This is a genomic window from Sphingopyxis sp., assembly GCF_036402335.1.
Taxonomy (GTDB): Bacteria; Pseudomonadota; Alphaproteobacteria; order Sphingomonadales; family Sphingomonadaceae; genus Sphingopyxis.
The window spans coordinates 1-15,822 of sequence record NZ_DASWTD010000527.1 but is presented as its reverse complement, the minus strand read 5'-3'; the positions used below and the strand labels follow the sequence as shown (position 1 = coordinate 15,822).

The 15,822-nt window shown below is 65.1% G+C and carries 19 protein-coding genes; 3 read left to right on the top strand and 16 right to left on the bottom strand.

The genetic code is table 11. From position 1 onward, the window contains the following. Positions 1-162: 162 nt before the first annotated feature. The 6 genes from VGD20_RS17235 to VGD20_RS17210 all read right to left on the bottom strand — a co-directional run bounded on the left by VGD20_RS17235 (position 163) and on the right by VGD20_RS17210 (position 5,806). Positions 163-771 (bottom strand): HAD family phosphatase, encoded by a 609-nt coding sequence (locus tag VGD20_RS17235; RefSeq protein ID WP_331135608.1) that lies wholly within the window; start codon positions 769-771, stop codon positions 163-165. Between the two features lie 97 nt (positions 772-868). Further along, a complete protein-coding gene (ykgO, locus tag VGD20_RS17230; RefSeq protein ID WP_003046794.1) occupies positions 869-994 on the bottom strand; it encodes a type B 50S ribosomal protein L36 in 126 nt (41 codons plus the stop codon). 181 nt (positions 995-1,175) lie between these two features. Beyond that, the gene (gene rpoN, locus VGD20_RS17225; protein WP_331135607.1) at positions 1,176-2,642 is read right to left on the bottom strand and encodes an RNA polymerase factor sigma-54; all 1,467 of its coding nucleotides are present in this window, start codon (positions 2,640-2,642) and stop codon (positions 1,176-1,178) included. Positions 2,643-2,656: 14 nt separating this feature from the next. Next, positions 2,657-3,475, bottom strand: a complete 819-nt coding sequence (gene lptB / locus VGD20_RS17220) for an LPS export ABC transporter ATP-binding protein (protein WP_331135606.1) — start codon at positions 3,473-3,475, stop codon at positions 2,657-2,659. 110 nt (positions 3,476-3,585) lie between these two features. Beyond that, the gene (pgmG, locus tag VGD20_RS17215) at positions 3,586-4,968 is read right to left on the bottom strand and encodes a phosphoglucomutase/phosphomannomutase PgmG (protein ID WP_331135605.1); all 1,383 of its coding nucleotides are present in this window, start codon (positions 4,966-4,968) and stop codon (positions 3,586-3,588) included. A 28-nt stretch (positions 4,969-4,996) separates the two neighbouring features. Beyond that, positions 4,997-5,806, bottom strand: coding sequence for a division plane positioning ATPase MipZ (locus VGD20_RS17210; protein ID WP_331135604.1), 810 nt, complete (start codon positions 5,804-5,806; stop codon positions 4,997-4,999). 86 nt (positions 5,807-5,892) lie between these two features. Between VGD20_RS17210 and panC the strand changes: the two genes are divergently transcribed. Both panC and VGD20_RS17200 read left to right on the top strand, forming a co-directional pair. After that, positions 5,893-6,732, top strand: coding sequence for a pantoate--beta-alanine ligase (gene panC, locus VGD20_RS17205; protein ID WP_331135603.1), 840 nt, complete (start codon positions 5,893-5,895; stop codon positions 6,730-6,732). Between the two features lie 141 nt (positions 6,733-6,873). Beyond that, positions 6,874-7,188, top strand: a complete 315-nt coding sequence (locus tag VGD20_RS17200; RefSeq protein WP_331135602.1) for a hypothetical protein — start codon at positions 6,874-6,876, stop codon at positions 7,186-7,188. Positions 7,189-7,294: 106 nt separating this feature from the next. On the opposite strand, the gene VGD20_RS17195 is transcribed toward VGD20_RS17200, so the two are convergent. The 4 genes from VGD20_RS17195 to VGD20_RS17180 are packed head-to-tail and all read right to left on the bottom strand — an operon-like array spanning position 7,295 to position 9,843. Next, positions 7,295-8,446 carry a GNAT family N-acetyltransferase gene (locus tag VGD20_RS17195; protein ID WP_331135601.1) on the bottom strand — a complete coding sequence of 384 codons (1,152 nt, stop codon included), beginning with the start codon at positions 8,444-8,446 and terminating at the stop codon, positions 7,295-7,297. Positions 8,447-8,449: 3 nt separating this feature from the next. Further along, the gene (locus VGD20_RS17190; RefSeq protein ID WP_331135600.1) at positions 8,450-8,914 is read right to left on the bottom strand and encodes a RidA family protein; all 465 of its coding nucleotides are present in this window, start codon (positions 8,912-8,914) and stop codon (positions 8,450-8,452) included. 27 nt (positions 8,915-8,941) lie between these two features. Beyond that, complete coding sequence (locus tag VGD20_RS17185; RefSeq protein WP_331135599.1) at positions 8,942-9,583, bottom strand: HAD family hydrolase; 642 nt, start codon at positions 9,581-9,583, stop codon at positions 8,942-8,944. Further along, positions 9,580-9,843 carry a DUF3572 family protein gene (locus VGD20_RS17180; RefSeq protein ID WP_331135598.1) on the bottom strand — a complete coding sequence of 88 codons (264 nt, stop codon included), beginning with the start codon at positions 9,841-9,843 and terminating at the stop codon, positions 9,580-9,582. The genes VGD20_RS17185 and VGD20_RS17180 overlap by 4 nt, the downstream gene beginning before the upstream one ends. An 89-nt stretch (positions 9,844-9,932) precedes the next feature. Between VGD20_RS17180 and VGD20_RS17175 the strand changes: the two genes are divergently transcribed. Then, positions 9,933-10,295 (top strand): response regulator, encoded by a 363-nt coding sequence (locus VGD20_RS17175; RefSeq protein WP_331135597.1) that lies wholly within the window; start codon positions 9,933-9,935, stop codon positions 10,293-10,295. A 130-nt stretch (positions 10,296-10,425) separates the two neighbouring features. Here the strand turns inward: VGD20_RS17175 and VGD20_RS17170 are convergent, their stop codons facing one another. The 6 genes from VGD20_RS17170 to VGD20_RS17145 all read right to left on the bottom strand — a co-directional run bounded on the left by VGD20_RS17170 (position 10,426) and on the right by VGD20_RS17145 (position 15,805). Continuing rightward, positions 10,426-11,487 (bottom strand): sigma-54 dependent transcriptional regulator, encoded by a 1,062-nt coding sequence (locus VGD20_RS17170; protein WP_331135596.1) that lies wholly within the window; start codon positions 11,485-11,487, stop codon positions 10,426-10,428. A gap of 182 nt (positions 11,488-11,669) precedes the next feature. Next, positions 11,670-12,533 (bottom strand): flagellar motor protein MotB, encoded by an 864-nt coding sequence (locus VGD20_RS17165; RefSeq protein ID WP_331135595.1) that lies wholly within the window; start codon positions 12,531-12,533, stop codon positions 11,670-11,672. Beyond that, complete coding sequence (motA, locus tag VGD20_RS17160) at positions 12,533-13,396, bottom strand: flagellar motor stator protein MotA (protein ID WP_331135594.1); 864 nt, start codon at positions 13,394-13,396, stop codon at positions 12,533-12,535. The genes VGD20_RS17165 and motA overlap by 1 nt, the downstream gene beginning before the upstream one ends. A gap of 89 nt (positions 13,397-13,485) precedes the next feature. Next, on the bottom strand, positions 13,486-14,316 hold the full coding sequence (locus VGD20_RS17155) for a flagellin-like protein (protein ID WP_331135593.1): 831 nt from the start codon (positions 14,314-14,316) through the stop codon (positions 13,486-13,488). A 14-nt stretch (positions 14,317-14,330) separates the two neighbouring features. Next, complete coding sequence (gene flgK, locus VGD20_RS17150) at positions 14,331-15,656, bottom strand: flagellar hook-associated protein FlgK (protein WP_331135592.1); 1,326 nt, start codon at positions 15,654-15,656, stop codon at positions 14,331-14,333. Beyond that, complete coding sequence (locus VGD20_RS17145) at positions 15,653-15,805, bottom strand: rod-binding protein (RefSeq protein ID WP_414714592.1); 153 nt, start codon at positions 15,803-15,805, stop codon at positions 15,653-15,655. Before VGD20_RS17145 ends, flgK begins: the two co-directional genes overlap by 4 nt. Positions 15,806-15,822: the final 17 nt, after the last annotated feature.

The following is a 15,822-nucleotide window of genomic DNA, read 5'->3' as shown; positions in this document are numbered from 1 at the left end:
TGTGCATGCGCATTTTGCGCTGAGCTTGCCCGAGAAGCGTTCGGTCAACCCGATCACGAGAACCAATTGGCAGGATGTCGGGGTCCGTCCCGACGTCGCGGTTCCCGCAGACCAGGCGCTCGAAACCGCGCTATCGCTCGCGAAGGAAGCGCTCGGCAGAGCTCAGGACAAATAGCCTTTCGCAAGAAGAGCGCGTTCCAGCGTCGCCGCGTCCACGAACCGATGCCCCGCAATCCCGACCGATTCGGCGCCCGCAACATTCGCGGCGACATCGTCGATGAACAGCGCGCCCGCAGGATCGATGCCGAATCGCTCGATCGCGAGGCGGTAGATCGCGGGGTCGGGCTTCATCAGTTTCTCGGTGCCCGAGACGATGATATCGCCGAAACGGTCGAAGACCGGCTGGGTCGGGCGAAAGCCTTCCCAGAATTCATGCCCGAAATTGGTGATCGCGAAGAGCGGCACGCCCGCGGCGTCGAGGCGTTCGACGAGTTCGAGGCTGCCCGGCACCGGGCCGGGGATCGTCTCGTTGAAGCGCGCCGCATAGGCCTCGATCAGGGGTGCATGGCCCGGAAATTCGGCTTTAAGCTCAGGGACCATCTCGGCGAGCGGGCGGCCGGCGTCGTGCTGGAAATGCCACTGCGGCGTGACGACGTTGGTGACGAACCATTCGAGTTCGTCGCGGTCGGCAATCAGCTTGGCGAAGAGATAGCGCAGGTCCCAGTCGAACAGCACGCGGCCGACGTCGAAAATCACGCTGCGGCGAATCATGGCTGCCCCGGACACGCGAAAGCGCCGCCGGAAGCATCCGACGGCGTATCGCTGTTCATCAAAAGCAAACGGGGCAACGCTGCCCCGCGCAAGGCCATCAGCCCTGGCGCGCCTTGAAGCGGCGGTTGGTCTTGTTGATCACATAGGTGCGGCCACGGCGGCGGATAACGCGGTTATCCCGGTGGCGGTCCTTCAGCGACTTCAGGCTGTTGCGAATCTTCATGATCTCTGTCCGTAAATCTTGGCGTATTGACGCGAAGCGGCGCAACTATGGGGATGGGGCCGAAAAGTCAACCGCCCTCGCCCTAATTTCGTCACCCCGGGCTTGATCCGGGATCCATAGCAAGGCTCAACCGCGTCGACCCCGGATCAAGTCCGGGGTGACGACAGTCGGGAGGGCTGTTTCAGCCCGCCAACGCCTTCTGCCGCCGCCGCTGCACCGAAGAGCCATAGCCCATCGCCTCGCGATATTTGACCACGGTACGCCGCGCGATGTCGTGGCCCTCGCCCGAGAGTTTCTGCGCGATCGTCTCGTCGGAGAGGATCGCCTTCGAATCCTCGGCCTCGATCATCGCCTTGATCCGGCTCTTCACCGCCTCAGCCGACACCGCTCCGTCGCCTTCGGTCGCCGAAATCCCGCTCGAGAAGAAATATTTGAGCTCGAACAGGCCGCGCGGGCAAGAGAGATATTTGTTGCTCGTGACGCGGCTTACGGTCGATTCATGCATGCCGATTTCCTCCGCGACCTGGCGCAAGGTCAACGGACGCATATGCGCGACGCCGTGGAGGAAAAAGCCTTCCTGCTGCTTCACGATCGCGCTCGCGACCTTGACGATCGTGCGCTGGCGCTGGTCGAGCGCGCGCACCAGCCAGTTGGCCCCGGCAAGCTGTTCGGACAGCCATGCCTTGCTCTTCGCCGCCGCGCCGGTTGCGAGTTCGGTGTAATAACGGCGATTGACCAGCAGCCGCGGCAACGTCCCACTGTTGACCTCGACCGCCCATCCCTGCGCGGTCTGGCGGATATAGAGGTCGGGTACGACCGCCGGCGCGCCTTCACCGCCGAATCGGAGGCCGGGACGGGGGTCATAGCCGCGCAGTTCGCGAATCATGTCGGCGAGATCCTCATCGTCGACCCCGCAAATGCGCTTGAGCTGCGGGAAGGCGCCTTTGGCGACGAGGTCGAGATGCGCAATCATGGTGGCCATTGCCGGATCGTAGCGATCGGCCTCGCGCGCCTGAATCGCGATACATTCCGCAAGATCGCGCCCGCCGACGCCCGACGGGTCGAAGCACTGGATGCCCGCGAGCACCTCTTCAATCAGCGTGAGCGGCACACCCAATTGCGCCGCGAGTTCGGCAAGATCGGCGCGCAGATAGCCCGTTTCGTCGATCAGCGCGACGAGCTGCCCCGCGACGATCGCCTCGATCCCGCCGAACCGCTCGCCGACCTGCGCCATCAGATGGTCGTGAAGCGTGCCCTCATGTTCGGCAAAGCTGTCGAAATCGATATCCTCGCCCGATCCCGACAGCCCGACATTGTCGCTCGCGCTGTCATGGTGGAAGCTGTCGGCGGCGAGGTCGATATCGAGGTCGTTCGCGCCGCCGCCGTCCGCTGACAGCGCCTGATCTGCGTCGAGGGACGCGGCTTCGGTCGTCGGGCCATCGCTGCCGGGGGCGAATTCGGGGTCGGCCCCGCTCCCGTCGCTGTCCGCCGACGCGGTATCGAGCAACGGATTGCCCTCGAGTGCCTCGGCCAGATAGGCTTCGAGTTCGAGGTTCGACAGCGCCAGCAGCTTGATCGCTTGCTGCAGCTGCGGCGTCATCACCAGCGATTGCGACTGGCGGAGATCGAGGCGCGGACCCAACGCCATCCGTGACTAGTCGATCACAAGGAGAAGCCCTCGCCGAGATAGAGGCGACGCACCTCGGGGTCGGCGACGAGCTCTTCGGGGGAACCGGCAAGCAGCACCTTGCCGTCGTAGATGATGCAGGCACGGTCGACGAGATCGAGCGTCTCGCGGACATTATGGTCGGTGATCAGCACCCCGATACCGCGCGTCTTGAGGTCGGCGACGAGGTCGCGGATGTCGCTGATCGACAAGGGGTCGATGCCCGCGAAGGGTTCATCGAGGAGCATGATCGAGGGGTTGGCCGCCAGCGCGCGCGCGATTTCGGCGCGGCGGCGTTCGCCGCCCGACAGCGCCATCGCCGCCGAATCGCGCAGCCGCGCGAGGCCGAATTCGTCGAGCAGCTCTTCGAGCCGCCGCTCGCGCGACACCTTGTCGGGTTCGCTGAGTTCGAGCACCGCGCTGATATTCTGTTCGACCGTCATGCCGCGAAAGATCGAGGTTTCCTGCGGCAGATAACCGAGGCCGAGGATCGCGCGGCGGTACATCGGCAGCGCGGTGATGTCGGCACCGTCGAGCATGATGCGCCCGGCATCAGGCTTCACTAGCCCCATGATCGAATAGAAACAGGTCGTCTTGCCGGCGCCGTTCGGACCGAGCAGGCCGACGACCTCGCCCTTGCCCACCGACAGCGACACGTCGGAGAGGACGACGCGCTTATCATAGCTTTTCGCTATCGAAATGACCGCAAGGCCATTGCCGGCGGCGGCATCCTCGCGGACATGCGCGCGGTGCTCGGCGACACCATGATCGCCGTCTGCCGTCAGCACTGCCGGGCTCGCTTCGTCGTCGGTCATTTCACATCGCTTCCTGATGAGACATGTGCGGGCGTTACCCGAGGAGCGCCGCAAACGTCAATCTGGCAAGATTATTGCAGGGCATTCGTCGAGGCGCCGGAAACAGGCGCTCAATGCCCCGCCTGCGGTCCGCGCACGATCCCCGAGAGGGCAAGCTGTTCGTCGATTGCGGCAAGCAGCCGCGCCAGCGCGGCCTCGTCCTTCGCCTCGGCGCGCGCGACGAGCACGTCCTGCGTGTTCGAGGCGCGGAGCAGCCACCAGCCGTCGTCGGTCAGCACGCGTGCACCGTCAGTACGGTCGACTTGCGCCCCCGATTCGGCAAGCCGGTCGAGGACTTCGTCCACAATGGCAAATTTCCGGCTCTCGTCCACTTGGAACCGCATCTCGGGGGTGTTGACCATCGGCGCCATGCCGCCACGCAGCTCGGTCACGCTCCGGCCGAGTTTCGTCGCTGCCTCGATCAGCCGCACCGCGGCATAGGGCGCGTCGTCATAGCCGTAATAACGGTCGGCGAAGAAGATATGCCCGCTCATCTCGCCGGCGAGCGGACTGGCGGTTTCCTTCATCTTCGCCTTGATCAGGCTGTGGCCGGTCTTCCACATCAGCGGCTTGCCGCCAAGTTCGGCGACACGGTCGAACAGCGCCTGGCTCGCCTTCACATCGGCGATGACGGTCGCGCCGGGAAGGTCCTTCAGCACCGCAGCGGCATAGATTTGCAGCAGCTGGTCGCCCCAGATCACCCGCCCCTCGCCGTCGATCGCGCCGATACGATCGCCGTCTCCATCGAAAGCGACGCCGAAATCGAGGCTCTTCTCGGCGACGAGCTTGCGCAGGTCCGCCAGATTCTTCTCTTCGGTAGGATCGGGATGGTGGTTCGGGAAATGGCCGTCGATGTCGGTAAACAGCAGGTGGTGCTCACCGGGCAGACGCGCCGTCAGTTTCTCGATAACGGTGCCGGCGGCGCCGTTGCCGGCGTCCCAGCCGATGCGGAAGGCGCCACCGGCGAAGCCCTCGACCAGCCGGTCGACATAGGCGTCGACGATGTCGATGCTCTCAGACGTGCCTTCTCCGCTGTCCCAGTCGCCCGCGGCGGCCATTTTGCCGATGCCCAGGATATCGGCGCCGTAGAAGGGACGCCCCTGCATCACAAATTTGAAACCATTATAGTCGGGGGGATTGTGGCTGCCGGTTATCTGTATGCCGCCATCCACATCCTCGGTTGACGCGGCATAATAGAGCATCGGCGTCGGCCCCAGCCCGACGTTCAGCGCATCGACCCCCGCGGCATTGATTCCCTCGATCAGCGCATCGGCGAGCATCGGCGACGACAGCCGCCCGTCATAGCCGACCGCGACGCGTTTCCCGCCCGCCCGCGCGACCAGCGTCGCGAAGCTGCGGCCGATCGCATAGGCATCGGCATCGGACAGCGTGTCGCCGACGACGCCGCGGATGTCATATTCGCGGAGCATCGTCGGATGGAAATCATGCGTCATCGTTGATCCTCTGGGGGAGAGAAGGAAATCAGGCGGCGGCGAACAGGTCGCCGTCGGGATGGAACCGCTCGCGCGCGGGAAGGTTCAACCCACCCATCGCTTCGCGAAGTTCCTGCCGCGCGACGACATGGCCGATGCCCATGCCGCCAAGGTGCGCCTTGTCGAGCAAAGTGAGCCCGGCCGGGAAAAGCTCGCGATAGATGACGCGTTCGCCAAGCCCCGGGATGACGCGGAAACCGACGCGGCGCGAGAGCTGGGTCAGCGCTTCGCCGACGCGGCGCATATTGTGCGCATCGACATGCTGGAGGCGGTTGCGCAGGATGATCCAGTCGATCGTCCGCCCGTCGGTCTTCGCGCGCGTCTTGCGCGTGTCCCAGATCAATTCGGAATAGAAGCTCGGCCTGGTGACCTGAAAGGTTTCGGGGTCGACCTGCCCGATCAGGTCGAAGTCGATGAAGCTGTCGTTGATCGGCGTCACCAGCGTGTCGGCGCTCGTCGCGAGGTGGCGCGCGAACATATCGTCGCGGCCCGGCGTGTCGGCGATGATATAATCGGCATCCTCGCTCAGCCGCGCGACCTGTTCGTCGAGTTCCTCAATCGTCGAGCCCGTGAACACCTCGAAGCGTGGGGTCGGCAGCGCGACCTCGCGACGCTTTGCGGTCTGTTCGCGATTTTCGAGATAGCGGTGGAAGGTACGCTGGCGCGGGTCGAGATCGATACCCGCGACGCGCCAGCCCTGCGTCGCCAGCGCGACCGCGAAATGCACGGCACAGGTCGATTTGCCGGTCCCGCCCTTTTCGTTGGCAAAGATGATGCGGTGCGGTGCGGGGGTCGTCATGAGCGTTGCGATTTTCCTGTTTGCGCGGCATGGGCGGCCGGCGCGCGAAGTGATATAGTCGCGCCAATATCGGAGGGCGACCGGGCGTGCAAATCATCCGTGACATCGCGATGCTGCACCGTGCCGTTACGGCACTGAAGCAGGGCAGGAAGAGCGTGGCTTTGGTGCCGACGATGGGCGCGCTGCACGACGGCCATCTCTCGCTCGTCCGCATGGCGAAGCGCGTCGCCGACCAGGTGGTCGTGTCAATCTTCGTCAATCCGACCCAGTTCGGCCCCAACGAGGATTTCGCCGCCTATCCGCGCGACGAGGCGCGCGATGCCGCGCTGCTGGCGCAGGAAGGGACGAGCGTGCTCTGGGCGCCCGACGTCGCCACCGTCTACCCGCCCGGCCACAGCACGCATATCGAGGTCGCCGAACTCGGCGCCGATTATTGCGGCGCCGCGCGCCCCGGCCATTTCGACGGCGTCGCGACCGTCGTCGCCAAATTGTTCAACCAGGTGCGGCCCGACGTCGCCATCTTCGGCGAAAAGGACTGGCAGCAGCTCGCGATCATCCGCCGTATGGCGCGCGACCTCGATTTCGGGATCGATATTCTGGGCGCACCGATCGCGCGCGACACCGACGGCCTCGCGCTGTCGTCGCGCAACGCCTATCTGTCGAAGGAACAGCGCGCAGCGGCAACCGCCTTTCCCGACGCGCTTCGTGCCGCGGCCAAAGCGATCGCGGGCGGTGCCGACGTCGACGAAACGCTCGCCAAGGCCGAGGCCGCGATCGTCACGGGCGGCTTCGACAGCGTCGACTATGTCGCGCTTGCCGATGCCGACAGCCTTGAAAGATTGCGCGCCTTTCGGAAGCCCGCCCGCCTTCTCGCGGCGGCGCGGATCGGAAAAACGCGGCTGATCGACAATCTTTCGGTCGGTTGATTAATCTCTAGAATCGCCGTTTTCTGCGGTATTTGGACGATATCCACAAAAAAGTCGGATCATCGTTAACGCTTTGTTGACCATAAGCCGCAAGTTTGGGGCCCGAGGTCTCCATGTGGGGTGGAGGCAAAGGGGGTTATCATGGCGAACAGTCTGAAGTCTGCCCAATATCTGATCGAGAGCCGTCTGCTCGACGCCGCACGCGGCGACGCCAATGCCTATTTCGATCTCGGTATCGCGTTTTCGACCGGAACGGGGGGGGTCGATGTCGACCTGATCCAGGCGCATAAATGGTTCAACCTCGCTGCGCTCGGCGGTAATATCGAAAGCCAGCAGTGCCGCGCCGACGTGTCGGACGAAATGAGCCGTGACGAAATCGCCGAAGCGCAGCGCCAGGCGCGCGCCTGGCTCGACGAGACGGCGCGCCGTCCGGCCGCCCGGCGCTTCGCGGCCTGATTCTTCCGGTTCCTTCTCCTCGTCATTCCGGACGTGATCCGGAATCCATCCGAGCGGCAAAGCTTGGACCCCGGATCAAGCCCGGGGTGACGAAAAGGGATAACGCCTAGCCCTTGCGCTTGAAGGGTGTATGCCCCTCCAGCCATTCCATCTCGGCCGTTTCCGCCTGCCGTTCCTGTTCAAGATAATCGGCGATGGCGCGGCGAAATCCCGGATCGGCGATGAAATGCGCCGACCAGGTGGCGACGGGGCCATAGCCGCGCGCCAGCTTGTGCCCGCCCTGCGCGCCCGCCTCGACCCGCGCGAGTCCGCGCTCGATCGCGATATCGATCGCGCGATAATAGCATAGCTCGAAATGCAGATAGGGGATTTCGGCGAGGCACCCCCAGTAACGGCCGTAGAGCGTATCGGCGCCGAGGAAGTGCAGCGCGCCTGCGACCGGCCACTCGTCACGGTCATAGGCGATCAGCAGGATGATCTGCTCTGCCATGCCCTCACCCATCAGGTCGAATGCTTCGCGGGTCAGATAGGGATGCCCCCATTTGCGCGCGCCGGTGTCCTGATAGAAAAGCCACATCGCGTCCCAATGCTCGGGCCGGATCGCGTCGCCGGTCAGTTCTTCGATCCGCAGACCCTCGGCTGCGCGCAGCCGTTCCTTGCGAAGCTGCTTGCGTTTTTGCGCGTTCAGCGTCGCGAGGAAATCGTCGAAACCGGCGTAGCCTGTGTTGGCGAAATGGAATTGGATATCGCGGCGGACGAGCCAGCCGGCCTCTTCGAACAGCGGCATCTGTTCGGGCGCGACAAAGGTCGCGTGCGCCGATGACAATTGATTCTGCCGCACCACCGCCTCGGCAGCGCGGAGGAGCAGCAACGCGTCGGAGTGATCCCGCGAGAGCAGGCGCGGACCCGGCACCGGCGTAAACGGCGCCGCGATCTGCAGCTTTGGATAATAGTCGCCGCCCGCGCGCGCCCAGGCATCGGCCCATACATGGTCGAACACATATTCGCCCTGGCTGTGCGATTTCAGATAGGCCGGCGCGGCCGCCACCAATGCACCCGCCGCATCCTCGACCAGCAGCGGCGCCGCCTGCCAGCCGGTCCCTGGCCCGACGCTGCCCGACGCTTCGAGCAGCGACAGGAAGGCGTGACCGACGAACGGATTGCCGCCATCGTGAAGCGCGTCCCATGCCGCCGCATCGATCGCGGCGACACCGGTTCCGAGCGAGATCGTCCGCGCCGGTGGGTCGGCCTCGGCCATGATCTATGCCGGGCGCACCGCGACGATCGCGTCGGCCTCGACCGCGGCGCCGAGCGGCAGCACCGCGACGCCGACCGCGGCGCGCGCATGGCGGCCCGCTTCGCCGAACAGCGCTTCGAACAGGTCCGACGCGCCATTGGCGACCTTTGCCTGATCGGTGAAGCCGGGGGTGCTATTCACGAACACGCCGAGCTTGACGATGCGTTCAACGCGCGACCAGTCGCCGCCGAGCGCCTGCCCGATCTGTGCGACGAGCATCAGCGCGACCCGCCGCGCGGCGTCTTGCCCGCCCGCGACATCGACATCCTCGCCAAGCCGGCCGGTCACCACCTGGCCATCGCGGAACGGCAGCTGGCCGCTGACATAAAGCACCCCGCCATGCTCGACCGCGGGCACATAGGCGGCGACCGGCGCGGCGGGCTTGGGGAGTTCGAGGCCGAGTTCGGCGAGTTTGACGGCGATATCCATGGGTCGTTCCTTCTTAAACCGGCAAGCTTAAACTGGTTGAGGGGCCGGAGCGGGGATGTTTTCGGCGAGGCGCGCCAATATCCAGCTCCGCGCGTCTTTCCAATCGTCGATTCGTGCATGGGCCCAGGGCGAGGGCGCGATCTTGCCGGCGATCGCCGGCTCGCCGACGAGGTGGAGACGCCACACGTCGGGCGCTTCGTGCGCGACAGACTGATGATGGCCCGCAAGGTCGTCGATGAACACCGCGACCGAGGGTTGATATTGCTCGATCAGGCGGCGCACCGGCTCGCCCTTGCCGCCGCGGCTGCCGATCACGGGCGCGTGGAAGTCGTGGAGCGCAAGCTGTTCGATCCGCGCCTGCTGATGTTCGGGGCCGACGTTGGTGAGCACGACGATATCGGCCTCGGCACCGATCGCCGCCATCGCTGCGAGCGCGCCCGCTATCGGATATTGCCGGGTCATTTCCTTGCGGAAAAATCCATCGAGCAAAGGCCACACTTCGGCTGCCTCGAGCGGCGTGCCGCATTCCTTGCGCTTTAGCGCATTGGCGAAGCTCGCATCCTCGATGCGAAAGATCACGCCATGTTCGGCGTCGACCCATTCGGCGAAGGGCACGACCATGTGCATCAGCACCTCGTCGCAATCGGTGATGACGAGCGGGCGGTTCATGCAGGGGTTCCTTCAAGTCTCTGTGCGGCGGCGGCGATGCTGGCAGGCGGCACCTGCAACGCATCGGCGCAGGCGACAAGGTCGTTTTCGTGGGCGGTGAGGAACGACAGGATCGCCGCGAGCGTCGCCTGCTCATCCAGCGAGGCGCGCAGTTCGCCCGGCGCGAGCCCGGTCAGGCCCAGCAGCCGTTCGGCACGCGGTTCGTCGCTTAAAATCCAGCCGAGCGCCTGAAGCGCCAGCGCGGCATCGCCATCATTCAAGTCGCGTGTCCCTTCGTCGCGATGCAATTGTGTCGTGCGGCCGATTCGCCTAAACGGGCCGCGCACGCAAGGTGGGGAACATAAGTAACATGGGCAAGACCATCCTGGTCGTCGAGGATAATGAGCTCAACCTGCGCCTCTTCTGCGACCTGCTCAACGCCCATGGCTATAACGCGCACCCGGTGCGCGACGGGCGCGACGCGCTCGTCAAGGCGCGCGAAGTCTCGCCCGACCTGATCATCATGGATATCCAGCTGCCGCATGTCAGCGGGCTTGAACTGATCGGCCAGATGAAGGCCGACCTGACATTGCGCGCGGTACCGATCATGGCGGTCACCGCCTATGCCGGCAAAGGCGACGAGGAACAGATTCGCGCCGCGGGGGCCGAAGCCTATGTCTCGAAACCGATTTCGGTGATCAAGTTCATCGAGAGCGTCGGGGCCTTTGCCTGAAGGCCGTTCGACCATCGCATCATCGAAATGGGTACCCGGCCGCCCTAGGTGGGGACGGGCGGCCGGGCGATGCGGGGGCGGACCAGAGCCCCCTTTTCCAGCTCTCGCTGAAAACTCATATGTGCGGCCGTCAGGCGGCCTGCTGGTGAACCCCGTATTTGCGCATCTTTTCGATCAGCGTCGTGCGCTTTAGCGTCAGCAGGCGTGCCGCTTCCGAAATGATGCCGTCGGCAAGATCGAGCGCGACATGGATCTGTTCGAGTTCGATCGTCTCGATCTCGCGCTTGAGGTCGATCGGACGGCCGGGCGCCGGCGTCTTGGCATGCGGCGCAGCCAAAGCTGCGAAATCTTCCGCGCTGGCCTGCACCGCGGCAGGGCTGCTGGGGACAGCCTGCCGCGGCGCAAGCGCTGCGGTGGGGTTCAAAAGCATGGCGACATCGTCGAGGCCGAGGGTCTCGCCGCCATGGAGAACGCTGGCGCGTTCGACAAAATTGCGGAGTTCGCGCACATTGCCCGGCCAGGCGTGCTGCATCAGCAACGCCATCGCCGCGTCGTCGAAACGGCATTTGACGTCGGCGGGCATCTTGCGCTGGAAATGGCGGATGAGGGCAGGAATATCCTCGACGCGGCTGGCGAGGCTGGGGACCTGCAGCACAACCACGCCGAGCCGGAAGAATAGGTCTTCGCGGAATTTGCCTTCGGCGATCGCGGCGCCGAGATCCTGGTGCGTCGCCGAAATCACGCGGACATCGATATCGCGCACGTCGCTGCTGCCGACACGGACGATCGTCCGGTCTTCGAGCACGCGGAGCAGCTTGACCTGCATGTCGAAACGCATGTCGCCGATTTCGTCGAGAAAGATCGTGCCGCCCTCGGTGGCTTCGAAGTGGCCGATCCGCCGGGCGTGCGCGCCGGTAAAGCTGCCCTTTTCATGCCCGAAAAGTTCGGATTCGATAAGTTCGCCGGGGATCGCGCCGCAGTTGATCGCGGCAAAGGGCTGGCCGGCGCGGACGCCTTCATCATGGATGGCGCGTGCCACCAGTTCCTTGCCCGAGCCCGACGGGCCGCAGAGCATGACCGAGGCGTTCGACCGCGCCACGCGGCGGATCATTTCGCGCAGCCGCACGGCGGCAGCGCTGCTGCCGATGATCAGCGTTTCGAGCGCTGCGTTGTTGTTCTGCCCCACGGTCATTTCGGTCTCCACCGCGCCCCCCAAAACGGCGCCTCTTCGATGAACCCGGAGATTGACGAAACTGGTAAACAAAAGATTATCCATCAGGTCATAACCCCTTCAAAACAAAGGGTTATTGCCATAATGGAAGTAATGTTGGCGCAATTGCGTTAGGGACGATCCGATATGCTGCCAAACTGGCACTAATTGTCGGGAGCGTTTCGCCAGCCGAGCGTGATCGAGATGCGGCGGTTGCGCGGATCGAATCGGTCGGAGGGCACATAGGGCTCGCGATCGGCGACGCCTTCGATGCGCGCAAAGCGGTTCGAGGCGATGCCGCGATACTCCAGATAGTGGCGTGTCACTTCCGCCCGGTCGACCGACAGCCGCCAATTGTTCGTGCCCGACCTGGCCGACCAGGGCGCGGCATCGGTATGGCCGCGGATCATCACCTGGTTGCTCACCTCGGCGATCGGTTTCGCGACTTCGCCGAACAGCCGCGCCCCCGCCGGGGTGAGCTGGCTGGTGCCAAGGACGAACATCGAAAAATCGGCATCGTCGACGATATCGATGCGCAATCCCTCGGCGGTTTCGGTGAAACGCAGATTCCGCGCGAGGCGTTTGAGCTCGCCCTTGCTCTGGATCCGCTCCTTGAGCGACTGGGCCAGCAGGCTGAATTTCTTTGATTCGGCATCGCGCTCGCGTCCCGACGCCTCCCTCGGCCCGCCGACCGCATCGCGCGGGATGGTCATCGCGCGGGTACCGGTCTGCGCCGCGCCGTGCGGATAGCGATCCGCCGCCACCAGCGAATCGCCCCCGAACAGCCCGGTCGAACCGGCCGTGTCGGTTTTCGTCTGGACGATCGTCGGCGCGAAATAATCGGCGAGCGCCTTGCGCTGCTTCTCGGTCGTCGCGCCGAGCAGCCACATCAGCAGGAAGAAGGCCATCATCGCGGTCACGAAGTCGGCATAGGCGACCTTCCACGCGCCGCCATGATGCGCAGCGTGCGGCGCCTCGATGATCTTCTTGACGATGATCGGGCGCGGCATGTTGGGGCGCGCAGCCATCAGCGGCCCCGCATCCCGTCAAAGACTTCGGCAAAGCTCGGCTGGTTCGAATGCTCGACCCCCGAGCGCGCGGCCTCGATCACCAGCGGTTGCGGATGACCGTGCAAGGACGCAACGATCAACTGCTTCACCGTCTGATAGATGGCGCCGTCGCTTTCGATCACCGTGCGCGCGCGCGTCGCGAACGGGCCGACCAGCCCGTAGGCGAGGAGCACGCCGAGGAAGGTTCCGACCAGCGCCGAACCGATCATCGCGCCGAGGATTTCGGGCGGCTTGTCGATCGAGCCCATCGTCTTCACGACGCCGAGCACCGCGGCGACGATACCAAGCGCGGGCAGCGCGTCGGCCAGGCTCTGGAGCCCGTCGGCGGGCTTGATGGCGTGGTGGTGGTGGTTCTTCAGCGCGTTGTCCATCACGTCCTCGACCGCGTGCGGATCGAGCGTGCCCGACGACACGACGACGAGGCGCAGCGTATCGCAGATCAGGTGGACCAATGTCTGGTCCTTGAGCAGCTTGGGATATTGCTGGAAGATCGGCGAATTCGCCGGGTCTTCGATATGCGGTTCGACCGCGACCGGCCCCTCGGTGCGCATCATCTTCATCAGCGTCGAGACGAGCAGGATGCAGTCGAGATAGTCCTGCTTCTTGTACTGCGGTCCCTTGAACACCTTGCCGAGCCCGCCGCCGAGCGCCTTCAGGTCGGCGCCCGAATTGCCGATGATCAGCGATCCGATCGCGGCGCCGCCGATGATCAGCATCTCGTGCGGCAGGGCGTGCAATACGGGTTCGAGATTGCCGCCGGTCAGCGCGAAGCCCCCGAAGACCAGCAGGATCAGAACGACAATGCCGACAACGGGAAACATGTGCGAGCAACTCCATCGGGGTGTGGGAACCCCTCACTTAAAAGACGTCTTGATGATTAACGGCAGCGGCGCCGGAATATTGAGCGCGATCAGTTCAAAATATCGAACAAGGTCTGCCGGTTGATCTTCGCGAAAGCCGCCTGGGCGGCGCCCAGCGTCAGGTCGAGCGCGTTGAGTTCGGCGATCGCGACATCGAGATTGGTGTCCTCGACGCTTGAGCGTTCGTCCTTGAGCGTGATGCCGCGCGCCGCGAGGCCGTCGCCGATCCGCTCGAGCCGCCCGCCCGACAGACCGATCGCGGCATGCTGGTCGGCGACATGGCCAATCGCTGTAGCGAGCGTCGTGACCGAGCCGCTCATCGCGGCCTTGTCGCCTGCCGCCACCCCGGCAGCGGCGTCGCGGATGCTCGTCGACAGGCTGTTACCGCCGACGACGAACACATCGGCTGCTGTCGGGACCGGCGCGAACGTCACGTCGGAATCGAAACGCATCACGCGCGCGGTGCCGGTCGCAAAGACCGGTTCGCCGTTCGAATCGCGGGTCGCGGCCAGCGCATCGATCTCGTCGGCGATCGTGCCGAGTTCGGCAGCGATGGTGGCACGGTCGGCGGGATTGGTCGTGTCGCTCGCCGCAGCGAGCGTCAGTTCGCGCGCGCGCGTCATCAAATTGGTCACCGACTTCATCACGCCATCGGCCTGCGACACTAGCGCCGACGCCGAATTGATGTTCGACGACCAGGCGGCCATGCTCGATTGGGTCGTGCCGATCGTCGCGATGCGCCGCGCCGCGACGGGATCGTCGGACATGCGCAGCAGCCTTTTTCCGCCCGATATCTGGATCTGCGTCCGCTCGAGCGCATCGGCGAGTTTCTGTTGGCGCGCAATTTCGCGCGTCATGCGATTGCCCACGGCATTAATCATCGTCTTCGCCTTCCTTACAGCGAGCTCAGGAGCGTCTGCATGGTTTCGCGTGCGACCTGGATCGTCCGCGCCGCGGCCGAATAGGCCTGCTGGAAACGCAGCAGTTCGGCTGCCTCGGTATCGAGATCGACCTGACTCACTCCGTCACGCGCCGCGGCCGAGGCATCGGCGCGCGTCGAAGCGGCGGCGTCCTGCGCCCGCGCCGACGCAACCGTCTGCGCCTGCGTCGCCAGATGGCCCGACCAGCGCGCTTCGGGATCATTCGCCCCGCGCATCGCGCCGAGCGCGAGCATATTGCCGTTGCTGCCCGACGCGTTCGCCACTGCAACCTGGTCGGGCGCGAGAGGCGCCGCGGCCAGCGTCGCCGCGCTCGTACCGGTGAACAGCGGCTGGCCCGGATTGCCATCGGCATCGGTGCCCGCCTGATGTGCAGCGTTGAGCTGGCCGGCGAACTGCGTCGCCATCGTGTCGAGCGATGCGCGCTGGTCGGCGACATGACCCGCCGCCTCCGACAATCCCGCGAGCGAACCCGTCGTGATGGCGAGCGGCGCACCGCCGACGCTGTACGACAGGCGTCCGTCGGCCGCGGCGGTCACCGAAACCGGGTTCACGACGCCGCCGCCGACGAGCAGGTCGCCCGAACCGGCCGCGCGCACCGTCGCCGCGCCGCGGTCGTCGAAGGTCGCCTTGACGCCCGCTTGCGATGAAATCTGGTCGAGCAGCCGGTCGCGTTCGTCGAGCAGGCTCGCCTCGTTGGTCGAGCCCGGCCGCGCCTTGCGCAGCCCGACATTGACCTGTTCGAGCGCGTTCAGATTGGCGTTGAGCTGGTCGACCGCGCTCGTCGCCGCACCTTCGATCCCCTCGCCCATCTTGTCGAGCTGACCGGCGGCGGTGCGAAAGCCCGACGCGATATCGTCGACCGATTGCAGGAACTGTGCGCGCAGCGTGCGATTCGAGGGATCGGAAGTCAGCTGGTCGGCGGTGGTATAAAGCTTGGTGAGGCCCGTCTTGATGCCGTTCGTCTCGTCGCTCAGCGCGCCTTCGACCTTGTCGAGCCAGCCGAGCCGCGTCGCCGAACGTTCGGCATCGCCGCCCGAGATTCGCGAATCCTCGATCAGCCACGCGTCGACCGAACGGTTCACACCGCGGATGTCGACGCCGCCGGGATTGGTGTTGCCGCGGTAGAAAATCGAATTTCCGCCGCCGACGGCTTCCATCATGTCGAGCCGGCGACGCGCATATCCGGGCGTCTGGGCGTTGGCGATATTGTCGCCCACGGTCGAGAGCGCGCGCGAATAGGCTTTCAGCCCGCTATAGCCGATGCCGAGCAGATCGCTCATTGCACGCCTCCAGCCGCGCCGCCAAGCTGGCCGCGGAACTGCCGCTCGACCATGTCGGCGATCCCGAACTGGCGCATCGCGGCGAGGCTGTCGGCGGTGCGCGCGTCGGCCATTTCGCGGAAATTGTCGGTCGCGCTCGACCCGAAGATGTCGTCGCCAAGCTTGG